This is a genomic window from Pseudomonas sp. NGC7, from assembly GCF_047159675.1.
Classification (GTDB): domain Bacteria; phylum Pseudomonadota; class Gammaproteobacteria; order Pseudomonadales; family Pseudomonadaceae; genus Aquipseudomonas; species Aquipseudomonas kermanshahensis.
The window spans coordinates 5,214,646-5,232,611 of record NZ_BAAFZY010000001.1 but is presented as its reverse complement, the minus strand read 5'-3'; the positions used below and the strand labels follow the sequence as shown (position 1 = coordinate 5,232,611).

At 62.7% G+C, this 17,966-nt stretch carries 17 protein-coding genes; 10 read left to right on the top strand and 7 right to left on the bottom strand.

What is annotated here, in order from left to right:
• Nucleotides 1-9 precede the first annotated feature (9 nt).
• The 3 genes from ACMCNM_RS23320 to ACMCNM_RS23310 form a co-directional block, all read right to left on the bottom strand.
• Nucleotides 10-1,188, bottom strand: a complete 1,179-nt coding sequence (locus tag ACMCNM_RS23320) for a vWA domain-containing protein (protein WP_186703824.1) — start codon at nt 1,186-1,188, stop codon at nt 10-12.
• Between the two features lie 10 nt (nt 1,189-1,198).
• Nucleotides 1,199-2,044: an AAA family ATPase gene (locus ACMCNM_RS23315; RefSeq protein ID WP_027594591.1), complete on the bottom strand. Its 846-nt coding sequence runs from the start codon at nt 2,042-2,044 to the stop codon at nt 1,199-1,201.
• A 212-nt stretch (nt 2,045-2,256) separates the two neighbouring features.
• Nucleotides 2,257-3,330, bottom strand: a complete 1,074-nt coding sequence (locus tag ACMCNM_RS23310; RefSeq protein ID WP_412765509.1) for a DUF748 domain-containing protein — start codon at nt 3,328-3,330, stop codon at nt 2,257-2,259.
• Between the two features lie 133 nt (nt 3,331-3,463).
• Here ACMCNM_RS23310 and cysK point away from each other — a divergent pair, with 133 nt between their 5' ends.
• Nucleotides 3,464-4,438, top strand: coding sequence for a cysteine synthase A (gene cysK, locus ACMCNM_RS23305; protein ID WP_027594589.1), 975 nt, complete (start codon nt 3,464-3,466; stop codon nt 4,436-4,438).
• 172 nt (nt 4,439-4,610) lie between these two features.
• The gene (locus ACMCNM_RS23300; protein ID WP_027594588.1) at nt 4,611-5,546 is read left to right on the top strand and encodes an aspartyl/asparaginyl beta-hydroxylase domain-containing protein; all 936 of its coding nucleotides are present in this window, start codon (nt 4,611-4,613) and stop codon (nt 5,544-5,546) included.
• 161 nt (nt 5,547-5,707) lie between these two features.
• Here ACMCNM_RS23300 and ACMCNM_RS23295 read toward each other — a convergent pair whose 3' ends face one another.
• Both ACMCNM_RS23295 and azu read right to left on the bottom strand, forming a co-directional pair.
• Complete coding sequence (locus tag ACMCNM_RS23295) at nt 5,708-7,360, bottom strand: cyclic peptide export ABC transporter (RefSeq protein WP_274885169.1); 1,653 nt, start codon at nt 7,358-7,360, stop codon at nt 5,708-5,710.
• Nucleotides 7,361-7,406: 46 nt separating this feature from the next.
• The gene (gene azu, locus ACMCNM_RS23290) at nt 7,407-7,859 is read right to left on the bottom strand and encodes an azurin (protein ID WP_186703828.1); all 453 of its coding nucleotides are present in this window, start codon (nt 7,857-7,859) and stop codon (nt 7,407-7,409) included.
• 179 nt (nt 7,860-8,038) lie between these two features.
• On the opposite strand from azu, the gene ACMCNM_RS23285 reads away from it, so the two are divergent.
• The 4 genes from ACMCNM_RS23285 (at nt 8,039) to ACMCNM_RS23270 (ending at nt 12,508) form a co-directional block, all read left to right on the top strand.
• The gene (locus tag ACMCNM_RS23285) at nt 8,039-9,022 is read left to right on the top strand and encodes a TauD/TfdA family dioxygenase (protein WP_412765508.1); all 984 of its coding nucleotides are present in this window, start codon (nt 8,039-8,041) and stop codon (nt 9,020-9,022) included.
• Between the two features lie 520 nt (nt 9,023-9,542).
• Entirely contained in the window at nt 9,543-10,634 is a 1,092-nt protein-coding gene (gene aroC / locus ACMCNM_RS23280; protein ID WP_412765507.1) for a chorismate synthase, read from the top strand.
• Between the two features lie 183 nt (nt 10,635-10,817).
• Entirely contained in the window at nt 10,818-11,972 is a 1,155-nt protein-coding gene (locus ACMCNM_RS23275; protein ID WP_085273719.1) for an MFS transporter, read from the top strand.
• A complete protein-coding gene (locus ACMCNM_RS23270) occupies nt 11,972-12,508 on the top strand; it encodes an oxidase (protein ID WP_412765506.1) in 537 nt (178 codons plus the stop codon). Before ACMCNM_RS23275 ends, ACMCNM_RS23270 begins: the two co-directional genes overlap by 1 nt.
• Before the next feature lie 127 nt (nt 12,509-12,635).
• Here ACMCNM_RS23270 and ACMCNM_RS23265 read toward each other — a convergent pair whose 3' ends face one another.
• Nucleotides 12,636-12,908: a DUF3509 domain-containing protein gene (locus tag ACMCNM_RS23265; RefSeq protein WP_027596016.1), complete on the bottom strand. Its 273-nt coding sequence runs from the start codon at nt 12,906-12,908 to the stop codon at nt 12,636-12,638.
• Between the two features lie 266 nt (nt 12,909-13,174).
• Between ACMCNM_RS23265 and ACMCNM_RS23260 the strand changes: the two genes are divergently transcribed.
• Both ACMCNM_RS23260 and ACMCNM_RS23255 read left to right on the top strand, forming a co-directional pair.
• Nucleotides 13,175-13,702 (top strand): ankyrin repeat domain-containing protein, encoded by a 528-nt coding sequence (locus ACMCNM_RS23260; RefSeq protein ID WP_027596017.1) that lies wholly within the window; start codon nt 13,175-13,177, stop codon nt 13,700-13,702.
• A gap of 59 nt (nt 13,703-13,761) precedes the next feature.
• Nucleotides 13,762-14,292 carry a hypothetical protein gene (locus ACMCNM_RS23255; RefSeq protein WP_186703666.1) on the top strand — a complete coding sequence of 177 codons (531 nt, stop codon included), beginning with the start codon at nt 13,762-13,764 and terminating at the stop codon, nt 14,290-14,292.
• A 191-nt stretch (nt 14,293-14,483) separates the two neighbouring features.
• Here the strand turns inward: ACMCNM_RS23255 and ACMCNM_RS23250 are convergent, their stop codons facing one another.
• Nucleotides 14,484-15,422, bottom strand: coding sequence for a ZIP family metal transporter (locus tag ACMCNM_RS23250; protein ID WP_027596019.1), 939 nt, complete (start codon nt 15,420-15,422; stop codon nt 14,484-14,486).
• A 126-nt stretch (nt 15,423-15,548) separates the two neighbouring features.
• On the opposite strand from ACMCNM_RS23250, the gene ACMCNM_RS23245 reads away from it, so the two are divergent.
• Nucleotides 15,549-15,740 (top strand): PLDc N-terminal domain-containing protein, encoded by a 192-nt coding sequence (locus tag ACMCNM_RS23245; protein ID WP_027596020.1) that lies wholly within the window; start codon nt 15,549-15,551, stop codon nt 15,738-15,740.
• 135 nt (nt 15,741-15,875) lie between these two features.
• Nucleotides 15,876-17,948 carry an LTA synthase family protein gene (locus ACMCNM_RS23240; protein WP_186679497.1) on the top strand — a complete coding sequence of 691 codons (2,073 nt, stop codon included), beginning with the start codon at nt 15,876-15,878 and terminating at the stop codon, nt 17,946-17,948.
• The last annotated feature ends 18 nt before the right edge of the window (nt 17,949-17,966 follow it).

Below are 17,966 nucleotides of genomic sequence, written 5' to 3'. Positions count from 1 at the left end.
GCTACGTATTTACTTGGACAGATACCGCATCCCATCCTCCAACCCCTGCAAGGTCAGCGGATACATCTTATCCTCGATCAGGTCACGCACCAGGTGCGTAGACGCCGTGTAGTCCCAGGCCTGCTTTGGATACGGGTTGATCCAGATGACTTTCTTGAATTTTTCCATGAAGCGCTGAATCCAAATATACCCGGCCTCTTCGTTCCAGTGTTCCACGCTGCCACCCGGCTGGGTGATCTCGTAAGGCGCCATGGCCGCGTCACCGACGAACACCACCTTGTAATCATCGCCGTACTTGTGCAACAGGTCGAAGGTGGAGAAGCGCTCGGAAGTGCGGCGCAGGTTGTTCTTCCACACCGACTCATACACGCAGTTGTGGAAGTAGTAATACTCCAAGTGCTTGAACTCGGTCTTGCAGGCCGAGAACAGCTCTTCGCAGACTTTGACGTGAGCATCCATCGAGCCACCGATGTCGAACAGCAACAGCAGCTTCACGGTGTTGCGCCGCTCCGGGCGCATCTGGATGTTCAGCAACCCGGCGTCGCGTGCGGTGTGGTCGATGGTGCCGTCGATATCCAGCTCTTCGGCAGCGCCTTCACGGGCGAACTTGCGCAGCCGGCGCAAGGCCAGCTTGATGTTGCGCGTGCCCAGCTCGACCTGGTCGTCGAGGTTCTTGTACTCGCGTTGGTCCCACACCTTCACCGCCTTGCCCTGGCGTTTGCCAGCCTCGCCAACGCGGATGCCTTCGGGGTTGAAACCGCCTGAACCGAATGGGCTGGTGCCGCCGGTGCCGATCCACTTGTTGCCGCCGGCGTGGCGTTCCTTTTGCTCTTCGAGGCGTTTCTTGAATTCCTCGATCAGCTTGTCCAGGCCGCCCAGCGACTGGATTTGCGCGCGTTCTTCATCGGTGAGCGAGCGCTCGAACTCCTTGCGCAGCCAGTCTTCGGGAATCAGCGCTTCAAGGTGGCGATCGAGGTTTTCCAGGCCCTTGAAGTAGGCCGAGAATGCTCGGTCGAATTTGTCGAAATGCCGCTCGTCCTTCACCAGGATCGCCCGCGCGAGGTAGTAGAACTCGTCCATGTCGGCGAACACCACGCGTTTTTGCAGGGCATTGAGCAGGTCGAGCAGTTCGCGTACCGACACCGGCACTTTGGCCGCGCGCATTTCGTTGAACAGGTTGAGCAGCATGGCCGGCCCCTCAGCGGTTGCCGCGCCGGCTCATGAACGCCAGGCGCTCGAGCAATTGAACGTCCTGCTCGTTCTTCACCAGGGCGCCCGCCAGGGGTGGGATGGCCTTGGTCGGGTCACGCTCGCGCAGCACCGCTTCGCCGATGTTGTCGGCCATCAGCAGCTTGAGCCAGTCGACCAGCTCGGAGGTGGAGGGCTTTTTCTTCAGGCCCGGCACCTTGCGCACGTCGAAGAACACGTCCAGCGCTTCGCTGACCAGCGATTGCTTGATGTTCGGGTAGTGCACGTCGACGATCTGTTGCAGCGTGGCGCGGTCGGGGAAGGCGATGTAGTGGAAGAAGCAGCGGCGCAGGAAGGCGTCGGGCAGTTCTTTTTCGTTGTTCGAGGTAATGATGATGATCGGGCGCTGCTTGGCCTTGATGGTCTCGTCGGTTTCGTAGACATAGAACTCCATCTTGTCGAGTTCTTGCAGCAGGTCGTTGGGGAACTCGATGTCGGCCTTGTCGATTTCGTCGATCAGCAGGATGACCCGCTCTTCAGCCTCGAAGGCTTCCCAGAGCTTGCCCTTTTTCAGGTAGTTGCGCACATCGTGGACTTTTTCGGTGCCCAGCTGCGAATCGCGCAGGCGGCTGACCGCGTCGTACTCGTAGAGGCCCTGGTGGGCCTTGGTGGTGGACTTGATGTGCCAGGTGATCAGGCGGGCGCCGAATGAGGCGGCGAGCTGTTCGGCGAGCATGGTCTTGCCAGTGCCCGGTTCGCCTTTGACCAGCAGCGGGCGTTCGAGGGTGATGGCCGCGTTTACCGCCAGTTTCAGGTCGTCTGTGGCGACGTAGTCGCGGGTGCCTTCGAACTTCATGGGAGTGTCCTCTGCGGGTGGCTGTGCCGGCCCTTTCGCGGGGCAAGCCCGCTCCCACTGGGGTTATGCAGTCTCTGTGGGAGCGGGCTTGCCCCGCGAAAGGGCCGGCACAGGCAACACATGTTTATCGTTTGTCAGCGACTATACCCCGGCCCCGGACGCCTGCAAACGCAGACCGGGTATTCAGTCCCTGAATGCCCCGTCACGCGCTTTCAGTCGGACTTTGGCGCAGGCTGCTCATACCGGGCATTGAACGCCTGGACAAAGCCATTACGCAGGATCTGCAAAAACGCCTCGAAGGCACTGACATCCTGCTTGTGCACACTGCCACTAAGCTCCACCCGGGTGGCGAACTGGTTTTTCGGCTGGTTTTTCAACACCGATTCGGTGCCCCCCACCAGCGCCTCCCACACCGAGCGGAAAAAGCCCTTGTCCTTGTTCTGCACGTCCTGCTGCCAGTTGAACACATCGACATCGCGCAGCAACGGCTTGATATAGCCCGTAAGCCGGCCCTTCTCAGCCTGGGCTTCGATCACCAGGTCGCCATGCCCGGCATTGAAGTCGAACTTGCCATAAGCGCTGGCAAAGTCATTGAGCTTGCGCAACTGAATGCCGGTGGCGCGCAGGCGGAATTCGAAGTCGTCGAAGTCGCTGAACGGGTCGAAGGTGGCGCGGCTCTCCACCTTGGCATCCCCGAACAACATGGCATGGGCGTCGAAACTGGCGTCGCGCCGGCCTTTTTCGTTGCGCACGTTGGTCAGGTTACGAATGCTGGCGTCGAGCTGGGTGGCCTTGAGGTTGACGGGGGGCTTGGAGGTGAAGTTGCGAAAGGTCAGCACGCCGTCTTCGATGCGTAATTCGTTGAGGGTGATCGGCAGCAGTTTTTCCAGTTGTTGGCGCCAATCGGTGCCACGGCCGGTCTGTGACGCCTGCTTGCTGCCGCCATCGACAAAGTTCAGCGCTGGCCGCACGAAGGTCACCTCGGCTACTACGGCGCGGTCGTACCACAACGCGTGCCAGCTCACCGACAGGTCGATCAGGGGCGCATCGAGCAGCGGCACCGGCACCTTGCCGCTGGTCTTGACGATCTTCAGGCCGTTGATCTGGTAAGCGCCGCGCCACCAGGCCAGGTCGACGTCGACGACCTGGCCGCGGTAGTCACCCATGTCGGCCAGCTTGTCGTTGAGGTAGTCGCGCACCAGGTAGGGCAGGGCCAGGTGCAGGGCCACCAGCAGCACGACCAGGCTGGCCAGGCCGACCAGCGGCCAGCGGTAGCGACCTTTCATCGAAGGTTCTCCTAGGCTGGATGTGCGGTTGACCGCAGCCGCCGCCTGGGAGTTCGAACAGGCTTTACGGGCCAACGGGGCAGGCTTACCCTTGAAGTCTTTCCCTGCATCTTCATGTTCAAGGACCCCTGCCATGAGCCGTATCTACGCAGACAATGCCCATTCCATCGGTAACACACCGCTGGTGCAGATCAACCGCATCGCCCCGCGTGGGGTCACCATCCTGGCCAAGATCGAAGGGCGCAACCCGGGCTACTCGGTCAAATGCCGGATCGGCGCGAACATGGTCTGGGACGCCGAAAGCAGCGGCAAGCTCAAGCCCGGCATGACGATCGTCGAGCCCACCTCGGGCAACACCGGCATTGGCCTGGCGTTCGTTGCCGCCGCCCGTGGCTACAAGCTGATCCTGACCATGCCGGCCTCGATGAGCTTGGAGCGGCGCAAAGTGCTCAAGGCCTTGGGTGCCGAATTGGTGCTGACCGAGCCGGCCAAGGGCATGAAGGGCGCCATCGAGAAGGCCAACGAAATCGTTAACTCCGACCCGGCCCAGTACTTCCAGCCAGGCCAGTTCGAAAACCCGGCCAACCCGGCAATCCATGAAAAGACCACCGGCCCGGAGATCTGGAACGACACCGACGGCGCCGTCGATGTGCTGGTGGCCGGTGTAGGCACTGGCGGTACCATCACCGGCGTTTCGCGCTACATCAAGCAGACCCAGGGCAAGTCGATCCTCTCGGTGGCGGTGGAGCCGGTGGCCTCGCCGCTGATCAGCCAGACCCTGGCCGGTGAAGAACTCAAGCCCAGCCCGCACAAGATCCAGGGCATTGGTGCGGGCTTCGTGCCGAAGAACCTCGACCTTTCCATGGTCGACCAGGTCGAGACGGTGACCGACGAAGAGTCCAAAGCCATGGCCATTCGGCTGATGCAGGAAGAGGGCATTTTGTGCGGTATTTCCTGTGGCGCAGCGATGGCGGCGGCAGTGCGCCTGGCCGAAAAACCAGAGATGCAGGGTAAGACCATCGTCGTAATCCTGCCCGACTCTGGCGAGCGCTACCTGTCGAGCATGCTGTTCAGCGATATGTTCAGCGAGCAGGAAAACCAGCAGTAATCGCCTCGTCCTCTGATCAGGCGCAACACTCGGTAATCCGGTTTATTGCAGAATCTTCATGAATGAGATCCCGCCCAGGTTGTTTTTACCAGGGCGGGATGGGTTTATGATGGCCGGATGATTTTTTCGGGAGCAGGCGGCGCAGGCCTGCTTCCTTTCCAAGGAGTGTTGCATGACCTTTTCCTTTGCAGCCAAGGCGGGTGTCCTGCTGGTGTTTTTCGGCAGCGTGCTGTTCGTGCACCTGCGCGGCAAGGCGCGCCTGCCGGTGTTGCGCCAGTTCGTCAACCATTCGGCGCTGTTCGCCCCCTATAACGCCTTGATGTACCTGTTTTCTGGCGTGCCGTCCAAGCCGTACCTGGACCGCCAGCGCTTCCCTGAGCTGGATGTACTGAAGGACAACTGGCAGGAAATCCGCGAAGAGGCCATGCGCCTGTTCGACGAGGGCTATATTCGCGCAGCTGAAAAAGACAACGACGCCGGCTTCGGTTCGTTCTTCAAGAAGGGCTGGAAGCGCTTCTACCTGAAGTGGTACGACAAACCGCTGCCGTCGGCCGAGGCCCTGTGCCCGCGCACCGTCGAGCTGGTCAGCAGCATCCCCAACGTCAAGGGCGCGATGTTCGCCTTGCTGCCCGGTGGCAGCCACCTGAACCCGCACCGCGACCCGTTCGCCGGCTCGTTGCGCTATCACCTGGGCTTGTCCACGCCCAATTCCGACGACTGCCGCATCTACGTCGATGGCCAGGTGTATGCCTGGCGTGACGGCGAGGACGTGATGTTCGACGAAACCTACGTGCACTGGGTCAAGAACGAGACCGACGTCACCCGCGTGATCTTGTTCTGCGACATCGAACGCCCGCTGAGCAGCCCGCTGATGACCCGCATCAACCGCCAAGTCAGTGCCTTCCTCGGCCGCGCCACCGCGCCGCAGAACACCGACGACGAGCGCGTCGGCGGGATCAACCAGGCGTATGCCTGGAGCAAGCGTTTCAGCAACAAGATCAGCAGCCACGTGAAGCAGTTCAAGCGCGCCAACCCCAAGGCTTACCGCATTTTGCGGCCGGTGTTGGCGGTGGTGGTGGCGTATCTGTTGTACCGCTGGTTGTTCTGATTGCTATTTGCCCGCAGCGCCAGGTGTTCCTGGCGCTTGCAGACGACTCTATTTCGGGGTTTATAGTGAATTATAGATCGATTATAGAGCCATTATAGATAGCGCAAAAAAAGGGCGGCCATTGTCGTGACCGCCCCTAGCCAAGCCCGCGCTACGCTACTTCACGCCGGCTCCAACGCCTCGACCACCTTCCCGCGGCTCAGGTGCACCACCTTGTCCGCCGTATCGAAGTAGCGGTCATCATGCGAGATCACGATGATGGTCTTGCCCAGCCGCTTCAGGTCCGGCAGCAGCTCGGTGTAGAACACCCGGCGGAAGGTCGGGTCCTGGTCCGCCGCCCATTCGTCGAACACCAATACCGGCCGCCCATCCAGCCAGGCGTTGACCAGCGCCAGGCGTTTGCGTTGGCCGGTGGACAGGTCGGTGGTGGTAAACGCACCATCGCGCACGCTCACCTTATGGGCGATTTCCAGCCGCTCCAGGTAGCGCGTGGCATCGCTGGGCAGGCTGTGCTCGTGCTCGGGCAGGTCTTCGAACAGGTAGTAGTCGGCGAACACGGTGGTGAACAGCTGGCGATAGTCGTCCAGCCCCTGCGGGTCAACGGCCTTGCCGTTCAGGCGCACTTCGCCGCGTTGCGGGGTATACAGGCCCAGCAGCAGCTTGATCAGCGAGGTCTTGCCGCAGCCGTTTTCGCCGACGATGAACAGGATCTCGCCCGGCGCGATGCTCAGGTTCACCGGCCCGACGCGGAAGGGTTCGTTACCGTCCACCGGTGGGTAGGCGTATTCGACATTGTGCAGCTCCAGGTGCGCGCTGCCGGGGGCGGTGTGCTTGACCGGCTGGTCCAGCAGCAGGTGCGGTTCGGGCGAGGAAAAACGCTCGGACAGGTCGGCAATGCGGCGGAACGCCACTTGCGCGCGGCCGAGAATCGGCAGGTTGCCGATCAGCGTCTCCAGCGGGCCTTTCATGTACAGCAGCACCAGCACGAACCCGCTCATTACGGCCGGGTCGTTGCTCGGCCACAGCGACTGCAGGGCCAGGGTCAGGCCGATGACCACGAAGAACAGCATCGAGCCGAGGCTCTTGGCGGCCACGAAGATGTTGATGGCGCGGATGTGGGTGTTGGCGATGAAGTCGGCCGTGCCCTGGATGTTGCGGGTCAGCATGGCATGGCGGCGGCGGCGGTCGATGCGCAGTTCCTTGGCGCCTTCGGCAATCGCCGAGTAGTGCTTTTGCAGGTTGTCCTCGGCATCGCGGGCGGCGTTGAAACCGGCCACGCCTTTTTGCCGGGCCACGTACTGCACGGCGCTGCCGATGCCGATCGCTACCAGGGTGATCAGGAAGATCGGCCACGACAGCCAGGCCAGGTAGGCCATGCAGCCGATCACCGTGGTCAGCGAGATGGCCAGCGGGGCGAAGGCGAAGGCGAAGTCGCTGATGGTGTCGACGTCGCGGGTCAGCACTGGGATCAGGCGGTGGGTGCGGTAGCGCTCGATCTGCTCGATCGGCGCCGACAGCACCTTGGCGCCGAGGTCTTTGCGCAGCCGTGCGATGACCTTCTGGCCAACGTAGTTGGTGCCACTGTCGGCGGCCACGCTGCTCACCAGCGCCAGCACGCACAGGCCGGCGAAGGCCAGGATCACGCCCTGGCTCATGCCGTCGGGGGCATGCAGGCCCTGGTTGACGGTGGCCAGCAGCGCGGTCACGGCCAGGCCGCCGACCATGCCCAGCAGCACCGAGACGATGACCGCTGGGCGGTAGGGTTTTAGCAGGCTCAGCAATTCGCGGATGGCCCCGGGGGAAGACGTTTTCATGAAGCGCGATCTCGGTGAGGGAGTGGAGGTGGGCGGCGCAGCGGGGTCAGCTCCCGAGGGCCAGGGTGCCCTTCATCAAGGTGCTGTGGAACGGGAACGAGCAGTAGAAGCTGTAGGCAGTGCCGGCCTTCAACGACCGGGTGTCGAGGGTGACGCTGTCTTTTTCGCCACCGCCAATCAGGCGGGTATGGGCGATGACCCGGGTATCGCCGGGCTTCACGTAGTCCTGGGCCTCGCCTGCCTTCAGGCCGTCGTCCAGCACGCCCTGCATGTCTGCCTGGGTGCTCAGGACCCAGTTATGGCCCATCACGTTCTTCGGCATTTCGCCAGGGTGGGCGAGGGTGACGGTGAACGACGTGCAGGCCTTGGGGATGGTGATTTCGGCCTTGTCGAAGGTCATCTGGTCGGTGCCGTGGATGTCCACGGCGCAGTGCTCGGCCGACCAGGCGACGGCAGGGGCCGCGGCAAGCAAGGCGAGGAGCAGAAGCTGGCGAGTCATGTAGGGTTCCTGGACGATAAAAGGGTGCACATCGTTCAGACGAACCGGCGCGCGTTCGCTTTACCTGTGTGTTCGCGCGGGTGAATTTCTGCCGGGCATGCTCGTTCATCTAGTCAGGCGCCCTGATGGCGCAGCATCCCTTTCGCCGCCACGGCGGCCCTGGCTTGAGGTGACGGTACATGAGTGAATTGCTGAGCTTTGCGATCGAACCCCTGGACGCTGCCCGCGGCGACCTGCCGTTGTTGGTGCGCGCGCCGGAGCCCGGCATCGAGTTGCTCGACGCGTTTGACGAGCTGAAACCGCTGGTTGACCGCCACCTGCTGCACGCTGGCGGCATCCTGTTCAGGGGGTTTCAGGTAGGCGGGGCTGAGGCTTTTCGCCAGTTCGCCGCCGCGTTCGGCCACCCGCTGCTCAACTACGAGTTCGGCTCCACGCCGCGCAGCAACGTGACCCAAGGCGTGTACACCTCGACCGAGTACCCGGCGCACCAGAGCATCCCGCTGCACAACGAGCAGGCCTACACCCTCGAGTGGCCGATGAAGATCTGGTTCTACAGCGTGATCCCCGCCGAGACCGGCGGCGAGACGCCGATTGCCGACAGCCGCGAGGTGTATCGGCGGATGCCATCGCGTATTCGCGAGCGCTTGGTCGAGAAGGGCCTGATGTATGTGCGCAACTACGGCAACGGCCTGGACGTGGAATGGTCGCAGGTGTTCAACACCGAAGACCCGCGGCAGGTAGAGGCCTACTGCCGTGCGCATGCCATTGAATGCATCTGGAAAGAAGATGGCGAGTTGCGCACACGCCAACGCTGCCAGGTGGTGGCGCGTCATCCGGTGACGGGGGAGGACGTTTGGTTCAACCAGGCGCACCTGTTCCATGTGTCTAACCTGCAGCCGGAGGTGCGGGAGTCGTTGATGGACATCGTCGAGGAAGAGGACCTGCCGCGTAATGTGTATTACGGCGATGGCTCGACCATTGAGGACGCGTTGCTTGATGAGGTACGCGGGGTGTTGGATGAGTGCGCCATCCGTTTCCCTTGGCTGGAGAATGATGTGCTGATGCTCGACAACATGCTCGCGGCGCATGCGCGTTCGCCGTTTACGGGGAAGCGCAAGGTGGTGGTGGCGATGGCGCAGGGGCATTCGCAGGTGGGGCGGTGAGGAGGTGCATGCCTTGGGAGTTCTGTCGCCTGTGAGACCGAGCGCCGCCCGCGCGGCGCATCGCGAGCAACGCTCGCTCCTACGTTTGTTTTTGGCCAATAACGCCTGTGACAGGCGCGCGCGACCGCCTTGTTTGTTCGACGCGATATCGAGCCATGCGCCAAGGGGTCGCGCGCCAATGCCCCAGGAATAATTGGCCCGAAACAAACGTAGGAGATTCTATGGTGCGAGGGAAGCATCAAGTAGGCGCTTCCTCCGCCGTCCCCCTCAATATCAAGGCGCAAGAGGCTGCAATCGCCTTGAGCTTGAACTGCTCGGTGTACTTGCCCATAGATCCCCCAAGGGTTGGATTGGTGTCCAACCTCTTGGGGGCAGTCCAGGATTACCCCTAGCCTGAAAGCAGTGATATTCCTGTGGGAGCGGGCTTGCCCGCGAAGAGGCCCGCACAGACAACCAATCCCTCGGTATTTTTCCGTATACTGCCGCTTTCGTTCACCTCAGGCAGACTCGCGGAGCGTCCATGTCCGGCAATACCTACGGCAAGCTGTTCACTGTCACCACCGCAGGCGAAAGCCATGGCCCGGCGTTGGTCGCCATTGTCGATGGATGCCCGCCGGGCCTGGAGATTTCCCTGGCCGACCTGCAGCATGACCTCGACCGGCGCAAGCCTGGCACCAGCCGGCACACCACCCAGCGCCAGGAGCCGGACGAGGTCGAGATCCTCTCCGGTGTGTTCGAAGGCCGCACCACCGGCTGCTCGATCGGCCTGCTGATCCGCAACACCGACCAGAAGTCCAAGGACTACTCGGCGATCAAGGACCTGTTCCGCCCGGCGCACGCCGACTACACCTACCACCACAAGTACGGTGAGCGTGACTACCGCGGCGGCGGCCGCAGCTCGGCCCGCGAAACGGCCATGCGTGTGGCGGCAGGTGCCATCGCCAAGAAGTACCTGGCCACCCAGGGCATCATCGTGCGTGGCTACATGAGCCAGCTGGGCCCAATCGACATTCCGTTCAAGACGTGGGAGTCGGTCGAGCACAACGCCTTCTTCAGCCCCGACCCGGACAAAGTGCCGGAACTCGAGGCCTATATGGACCAACTGCGCCGCGACCAGGATTCGGTCGGGGCGAAGATCACCGTCGTGGCCGAAGGCGTGATGCCAGGCCTGGGCGAGCCGATCTTCGACCGCCTCGACGCGGAACTGGCCCATGCGCTGATGAGCATCAACGCGGTCAAGGGCGTCGAGATTGGTGCCGGCTTTGCCAGTGTCGCCCAGCGCGGTACCGAGCACCGTGACGAGCTGACCCCGGAAGGGTTCCTCAGCAACAACGCCGGCGGCATTCTGGGGGGGATTTCCTCGGGCCAGCCGATCGTTGCGCACCTGGCGCTGAAGCCGACCTCCAGCATCACCACACCGGGCCGTTCCATCGATGTGGAGGGCAACCCGGTCGAAGTGATCACCAAGGGCCGTCATGACCCCTGCGTCGGCATCCGCGCCACGCCGATCGCCGAAGCGATGATGGCTATCGCCCTGATGGACCACCTGCTGCGCCACCGTGCACAGAATGCCGACGTGAAGGTCAGTACGCCGGTGCTGGGCCAGCTTTGATCCATTTGTGATTGATGTGCCGAATGCACCGGCACACCTCTGTGTAGGAGCAGCCTTGTGCTGCGAAGAGGCCGGTGCAGTTGGCACATTCATGCAGTGGTTTCACCGGCCCTTTCGCAGCACAAGGCTGCTCCTACACAGTGGGATCGAGCCGGTACGCTAAACACACCATCGGCCCATTCCATGCCCCCAATCCCCTACTGGCGCCTGTCCAGCTTCTACCTCTTCTACTTCGCCCTGCTGGGCTCCACAGCCCCTTTCCTGGCGCTGTACTTCGACCACTTGGGTTTCTCCCCGGCGCGCATCGGCGAGCTGGTGGCCATCCCCATGCTGATGCGCTGCGTCGCCCCCAACCTGTGGGGTTGGTTGGGCGACCGCACCGGCCAGCGCCTGCTGATCGTGCGCCTGGGCGCCTTGTGCACGCTGGCCAGCTTCGCCCTGATCTTCTTCGGCAAGAGCTACGCCTGGCTGGCGCTGGTCATGGCCCTGCACGCGTTCTTCTGGCACGCGGTGCTGCCGCAATTCGAAGTCATCACCCTGGCGCACCTGCACGGGCAAACCGCCCGCTACAGCCAGGTACGCCTGTGGGGTTCGATCGGTTTCATCCTCACGGTGGTGGGCTTGGGGCGCTTGTTCGAGTGGCTCAGCCTGGACATCTACCCGGTCGCCCTGGTGACGATCATGGCGGGCATCGTCCTCGCCAGCCTGTGGGTGCCCAATGCCCAGCCGCTGGAGCAGGGCGAGCGCAGCGGGGCGGGCGGCTTTTTACAGCAACTGCGGGCACCTGGGGTAATCGCGTTTTATGCATGCGTGGCGCTGATGCAGCTCAGCCACGGGCCGTACTACACCTTCCTTACCCTGCACCTGGAACACCTGGGCTACAGCCGCGGCGCCATCGGCCTTTTGTGGGCGCTGGGGGTGGTGGCCGAGGTGCTGGTGTTCATGGCCATGAGCCGCATTTTTGCGCGGTTTTCCGTGCAGCGGGTGTTGTTGGCCAGTTTCCTGCTGGCGTCTTTGCGCTGGCTGCTGCTCGGCAACCTGGCCGATGACCCGGCGGTGCTGGTGCTGGCCCAGGTGATGCACGCGGCCACCTTTGGCTGCTTCCATGCCGCCTGCATCGCGTTCGTCCAGGCCAGCTTCGGCGCTCGCCAGCAAGGCCAGGGCCAGGCGTTGTACGCGGCGTTGTCTGGCACCGGCGGTGCGCTGGGCGCCTTGTACTCGGGCTACAGCTGGAAACTGCTGGGGCCGACCTTCACCTTTGGTATGGCCAGCGCCGCAGCCTTGGCCGCAGCCGTTATCATTGCCCTTTGTTCGCAATCGACCAGGACCCGCCACTGATGAGTACCCTCAGCGTTTTCCACCCGTCCAGCCCAGGCCTGCCGAACAAGCTGCTGACCCACCACGACGACATTGCCGCGACACTGGCCGAGCAGGGCGTGCGTTTTGTTCATCACCCGCTTGCGCTGCGGGTTCGCCCTGGCAGTGCAGAGGACGAGGTGATGGCAGCTTGCAGGGAGCACTTCGACCAGTTGATGACCGGCCACGGCAGTGCGGCCTTCACACTGCTCAACCGTGACGGGGTGGACCCGGCACAGGCGGATGTACGTGACGAGCATGTGCATGATGCCGAAGAGGTGTTCGCTGTGGTTAGCGGGCGGGCGCAAGTGGGTTTGCGCTTGGGCGAGTTCGTGTATTCGGTGCTGTGCGAGAAGGGCGATCAGCTGGTGGTGCCGGCAGGCACGCGGCGCTGGGTTGAGCTGGGCGAGACGCCGTTCTGCCTGGCGCTGCGGTTGTTTGGCAGTGAGCAGGGGCTGCAGGCGCGGTTGACCGGGGATGAGACTGCCCGGGCGTTTTTAGGTATTGACGAGTTGTAATGCTTGGGCGGGTCTCTTCGCGGGGCAAGTCGGACCGCCGCACCGCCGCTCCTACAGGTCAGTGGTATTCCTGTGGGAGCGGCGGTGCGGCGGTCCGACTTGCCCGCGAAAAGGCCGGTGCTGGCAATCAACGATAGGTCGGCAAGGCAAACCGCTGCTGGCTCTGCAGCATCGAAATCACCGGCAGCTCGCTGGCCTGTTCAGCCAGGTCACGGCGGATGGCGCTGATCGCCCAGGACAGCTGCTCGGCGCTGTGCAGTTGGCCGTAGGTCAACACGCGGCGGGTAACCTTGCCATCAGCGGCGCGCAGGGTGAGCAAGACACCACCATCGGGGCGGGGCTGGGTTGCGACCTGGTAGGCCGAAAACACCGAGACGAACTTTTCCTGGATGAGGTCCATATCAACTCCTGACTGTTGTGTGGCAGACGTGAGTTGATGGTTGCAGTGACCGTGCCAGAAACTGATTAAGTTAAAAATCCTTTAAATTCAATGGTTTACGATGATGCCGAAAGGATCTCTTCGTGCAACCTGCAAGGTCGTGCATTTTGCACAGTGCAATTTGCACGGCCTGCCGGCCAGCTATCGGCCCGATAGAATCTGAACCTTTGACCGCATGGCCTTGCCTGACAAAGACTTGGGCAACCATTTTTGCCAGGAGGTTCAACATGTCCACCGTCCAACCCTCGCCTGCTGCCATGACCGATGACGAAACTGCGGCCTTCGCCGAGCAGGTGTTCGAACGCGCCCGCCAAGGTGACGCCCCGATGCTTGAGCGGTTGCTTGCCAGTGGCCTGCCTGCCAACCTGCGCAACCACAAGGGCGACACCTTGTTGATGCTGGCCTGCTACCACGGCCACCATGACGCGGTGCGCGTGCTGCTGGAGCACGGCGCCGACCCATTGATGGCCAATGACAATGGCCAACTGCCAATCGCTGGCGCCGCGTTCAAAGGCGACCTGGCCATGATCCGCTTGTTGCTGGAGCATGGGGTGCCGGTCGATGCCGCCGCGCAGGACGGGCGCACCGCGCTGATGTTGGCGGCGATGTTCAACCGCAGCGAGATCCTCGACTACCTGCTGGCCCAAGGTGCCGACCCGGCACACCAGGATGCCCGCGGCGCCACCGCGCTGATGGCCGCGCAAACCATGGGCGCGGCAGACGCCGTGGCGCGCCTGCAGGCGCTGGCCGGCTAACTGTCCGGGGGCGTTTGCGGCTATCCTTGGCGACTTTTCACCGGTCGCAGGCCCCCTTCATGAAAAACCAATTGCTCGAACTCATCACCCTCATCGGCGCCGGTTGCATGCGCGATGAAGACATCGAGCGCATCGCCGACGAGGCCGCCCAGGCCTACGCCGACCCCGTCGCCTTCCTGGCGGCCAACCCGGACATCAACTACGACGACACTTTCCCCATCCCGCTGGGGGAGTGGATCGTGCTGGGCAGCCTGCCGGACACCGTGCTGTTCCAGGCTGACAGCTATCAGGACCTGTTCCAGAACATCACCGACTCGTTCGACAAGAGCGTGCCGTTCACCCTCAAGCCCAAGCAGCTGGCGCGCACCGAGCCACTGACCGCGCTCAATCGCATCCAGGTGCAGATGGGGGCGTTGAACAAGGAGGCGGGGGGGTATGTGCTGCTGAACTTCAGCCAGTTGCTGGATGATGAATTGCAGATGGTGATGGTCGGCCAGCATGACCTGGCACGGGTGCTGGAGTTGGGGGCTGAGGTGGGGATCAAGACCGAGCCGGCTTTGGAGGCTTTGAAGGTCGCGGTTCACGTCTGATTTGATGGCTGCCTGTACCGGCCTCTTCGCGGGGCAAGTCGGACCGCCGCACCGCCGCTCCCACAGGAATGCCAGTGGCTTCTGAACTGTGGTGATCCTATGGGCACTGGATTACCAGTGGCCTCTGGGCTGTGGTGATCCTGTGGGAGCGGGCTTGCCCGCGAAGAGGCCGGTGCAGGCAACCAAAGTCTTCAGCCCAGCGCTGTATCCAGAAACATCATCACCCCAAACCCACCCATCAACCCCAGGGTCGCCGCCGTCTGGTGGCCATTGCGATGGGTCTCGGGAATCACCTCGTGGGACACCACAAAAATCATCGCCCCCGCCGCCAGGCCCATGCTTATCGGGTAGGCCAAGGCAAAACCAGTGGAAATCCCCAGGCCGATCACCGCACCCAGTGGCTCCATCAGCCCTGACCCCACCGCCACCAACGCCGCCTTCATGTTCGACAGCCCCGTGGCGCGCAACGCCAAGGCCACGGCCAGGCCTTCAGGGATGTCCTGGATGGCGATCGCGCTGGTCAGCGGCAGGCCGATGTTCATGTCGCCATTGGCGAAACTCACCCCAATCGCCATGCCTTCGGGCAGGTTGTGCAGGGTAATCGCCAATACGAACAGCCACACCCGGTTGATGCGCTCTGCCTCCGGGCCGCAAGGGCCAGTGCTCTCGTGCTCGTGTGGGGTGAAGCGGTCCAGGCCCAGCATCAGCAATACCCCAAGGCCCATGCCCAGCACCACGGTAAACGCCGCCGCCGGGCCGTTGCCGGTGATCTCGCGGGCGGCATCCAGGCCCGGCAGAATCAACGAAAACGAACTGGCGGCCAGCATCATGCCGGCGGCAAAGCCGAGCATCACATCCTGGGTGCGCGCACTCACATCACGCAGCACCACCGCCAGTACCGCGCCCAGGGCCGTGGCGCCAAAGCCGGACAAACCGCCCAGCAGCGCCAGGTGCAGGTTGTCGGCATGGTCGCCGTTGACCGCGTTCCACAGGCTTGCCGCCAATAGCACGATCACCGCCAGCAGGCTCAACCCCAGGCCGGCGCTGAGCCAGGGGGTCGTCAGCACCTGTTGCCGCCAGGCGCTCAGCAGCGAGGGTGGGGTGGCGGTTTCGGAATGGGCTGGGGGCATGCGAACCTCGAATCAATGAATACAGGCAGTCTAAGCAAGGACCTGCACGATCGGCCAAGGATTCCCTTCTATCGACGTGATAGCTGGCTATGCTGTGCTGCAACGTCTTTGCGAGGGAGTAGCGGCATGGGGTCTACATTCAATAGCTTGGTTGGCCTGATCATTCTGGCCCTGGATATCTGGGCGATCCTCAATGTGATCAAAAGTGGCAGCGAAGTGGGCATCAAGGTGTTGTGGATTCTGCTGATCGCGCTGCTGCCGGTGATTGGGCTGGTGATCTGGGCAATTGCCGGGCCCAGGGGCAATGTGCGGATCTGATAGCGGACATAAGCAGAAATGCGGCCGTGACAAAATTTTCACATTGGTTTAAACAGAATCCGCACCCGCACAATGCTGCGTTGGTATTAACCTTCGCCATCTCCGCAAACCCGCAATCCTAGGACTTTCCCATTCATGGCTAACACGGATGCCTTGAAACAGGGCGCGCGAGCGTCGTTCGCGCCGACCCTGAAATCCCACCTGGCCTACACGCTGCTCAGCGGCCTGGTCATCATGCTGATGCTCAGCCTCGTGCGCCTGGCGCTGTTGGTCTACAACAGCGACATGATCGGCGATACCCCCTATGCGACTGTCGCTGAAGGCTTCCTCAACGGGTTGCGCTTCGACCTGCGGGTGGTGGTGTACATCAGCATTCCGCTGCTGTTGGCCATTCTCAGCCCTTGGGCTATGGCCCGGCGTGGCGTGTTCCGGCTGTGGCTGACCCTCGCCTCCAGCGTGGTGATGTTCCTCGGCCTGATGGAGATGGACTTCTACCGCGAGTTCCACCAGCGCCTCAACGGCCTGGTGTTCCAGTACATCAAGGAAGACCCCAAGACCGTCATGAGCATGCTCTGGTACGGCTTCCCGGTGGTCCGTTACCTGTTGGCCTGGGTCATTGGCACCTGGCTGCTGAGCCTGCTGTTCAAGGGCATCGACCGCATGACGCGCGGCGGCCAGCCGACCGGCGCCACCCCGCAGCGCAGCGTAGCGCCGTGGTACAACCGCCTGGCGGTGTTCATGGTGATCCTGCTGGTGGCCGTGGTCGCCGCCCGTGGCACCCTGCGCCAGGGCCCGCCGATGCGTTGGGGTGATGCCTTCACCACCGACTCCAACTTCGTCAACCAACTGGGCCTGAACGGCACCCTGACGTTGATCGATGCTGCCAAGAGCCGCTTCGGCGAAGACCGCGCCAACATCTGGAAGCCGGTGCTGGACCAGCCGCTGGCCACGCAGACCGTGCGTGAGCAACTGCTGACCGCTCACGACACCCTGGTCGACGCCGACGAAGCGGCGATCCGCCGTGACTTCGTGCCACCGGCCGACCGTACCCTGCCGATCAAGAACGTCGTGGTGATCCTCATGGAGAGCTTCGCCGGCCACTCGGTGGGCGCCCTGGGCAGCCCTAACAACATCACCCCGTACTTCGACAAACTGGCCAAGGAAGGGTTGCTGTTCGACCGCTTCTTCTCCAACGGCACCCATACCCACCAGGGCATGTTCGCTACCATGGCCTGCTTCCCTAACCTGCCAGGCTTCGAATACCTGATGCAGACCCCGGAAGGCGGGCACAAGCTGTCGGGCCTGCCGGCACTGCTCAGCGCCCGCGATTACGACGACGTGTACGTCTACAACGGTGACTTCGCCTGGGACAACCAGTCCGGTTTCTTCGGCAACCAAGGCATGACCACGTTCATTGGCCGCAATGACTTCGTCAACCCGGTGTTCTCCGACCCGACCTGGGGTGTGTCCGACCAGGACATGTTCGACCGTGGCGCTGAGGAGCTGGCCAAGCACGACGGCAAGAAGCCGATCTATGCGCTGCTGCAAACCTTGTCCAACCACACGCCGTACGCGTTGCCCAAGGACCTGCCCGTAGCGCCTGTGACCGGCCAGGGCCGCCTGGACGAGCACCTGACGGCCATGCGTTATTCCGACTGGGCGTTGGGCCAGTTCTTCGAGAAGGCGCGCAAAGAGCCGTACTTCAAGGAGACCCTGTTCGTCATCGTCGGCGACCACGGCTTCGGCAACCACCAGCAGGTCACCGAGCTGGACCTGGGCCGCTTCAACGTACCGCTGCTGCTGATTGCCCCGGGCATCCAGGAGAAGTTCGGTGCGGTCGACCACACCGTCGGTACCCAGGTCGACATCGTGCCGACCATCATGGGCCGCCTGGGTGGCCAGACCCGCCATCAGTGCTGGGGCCGCGACCTGCTCAACCTGCCTGAGGGCGACCAGGGCGTGGGCATGATCAAGCCGTCGGGCAGCGAACAGATCGTTGGTTTGGTGCAGGGTGACCGCATCCTCATCGAGTCCAAGGACATGAGCCCGCGCATGTACCGCTACCAGTTGGGCAGCGAGTTCAAGGCCGAGCTGATCGAAAGCCCGGACCAGCCGGAAATGCTGAAAAAGCTTGAAGCGTACATCCAGACGGCGACCAAGAGCCTCTTGGACAACACCGCTGGCGTTGTGCACGGCACGCCGAAGTAACGCTGCAATAGGGGCCGC

Excerpts from the sequence above, each read along its gene's own strand:
- ACMCNM_RS23240 (WP_186679497.1), top strand. The coding sequence starts at position 15,876 with ATGGCTAACACGGATGCCTTGAAACAGGGCGCGCGAGCGTCGTTCGCG.
- ACMCNM_RS23300 (WP_027594588.1), top strand. The coding sequence starts at position 4,611 with ATGACCTTTTCCTTTGCAGCCAAGGCGGGTGTCCTGCTGGTGTTTTTC.
- ACMCNM_RS23250 (WP_027596019.1), bottom strand. The coding sequence starts at position 15,422 with ATGCCCCCAGCCCATTCCGAAACCGCCACCCCACCCTCGCTGCTGAGC.
- ACMCNM_RS23255 (WP_186703666.1), top strand. The coding sequence starts at position 13,762 with ATGAAAAACCAATTGCTCGAACTCATCACCCTCATCGGCGCCGGTTGC.
- ACMCNM_RS23260 (WP_027596017.1), top strand. The coding sequence starts at position 13,175 with ATGTCCACCGTCCAACCCTCGCCTGCTGCCATGACCGATGACGAAACT.
- azu (WP_186703828.1), bottom strand. The coding sequence starts at position 7,859 with ATGACTCGCCAGCTTCTGCTCCTCGCCTTGCTTGCCGCGGCCCCTGCC.
- ACMCNM_RS23275 (WP_085273719.1), top strand. The coding sequence starts at position 10,818 with ATGCCCCCAATCCCCTACTGGCGCCTGTCCAGCTTCTACCTCTTCTAC.
- ACMCNM_RS23315 (WP_027594591.1), bottom strand. The coding sequence starts at position 2,044 with ATGAAGTTCGAAGGCACCCGCGACTACGTCGCCACAGACGACCTGAAA.
- ACMCNM_RS23270 (WP_412765506.1), top strand. The coding sequence starts at position 11,972 with ATGAGTACCCTCAGCGTTTTCCACCCGTCCAGCCCAGGCCTGCCGAAC.
- cysK (WP_027594589.1), top strand. The coding sequence starts at position 3,464 with ATGAGCCGTATCTACGCAGACAATGCCCATTCCATCGGTAACACACCG.
- ACMCNM_RS23295 (WP_274885169.1), bottom strand. The coding sequence starts at position 7,360 with ATGAAAACGTCTTCCCCCGGGGCCATCCGCGAATTGCTGAGCCTGCTA.
- aroC (WP_412765507.1), top strand. The coding sequence starts at position 9,543 with ATGTCCGGCAATACCTACGGCAAGCTGTTCACTGTCACCACCGCAGGC.
- ACMCNM_RS23265 (WP_027596016.1), bottom strand. The coding sequence starts at position 12,908 with ATGGACCTCATCCAGGAAAAGTTCGTCTCGGTGTTTTCGGCCTACCAG.
- ACMCNM_RS23310 (WP_412765509.1), bottom strand. The coding sequence starts at position 3,330 with ATGAAAGGTCGCTACCGCTGGCCGCTGGTCGGCCTGGCCAGCCTGGTC.
- ACMCNM_RS23245 (WP_027596020.1), top strand. The coding sequence starts at position 15,549 with ATGGGGTCTACATTCAATAGCTTGGTTGGCCTGATCATTCTGGCCCTG.
- ACMCNM_RS23320 (WP_186703824.1), bottom strand. The coding sequence starts at position 1,188 with ATGCTGCTCAACCTGTTCAACGAAATGCGCGCGGCCAAAGTGCCGGTG.
- ACMCNM_RS23285 (WP_412765508.1), top strand. The coding sequence starts at position 8,039 with ATGAGTGAATTGCTGAGCTTTGCGATCGAACCCCTGGACGCTGCCCGC.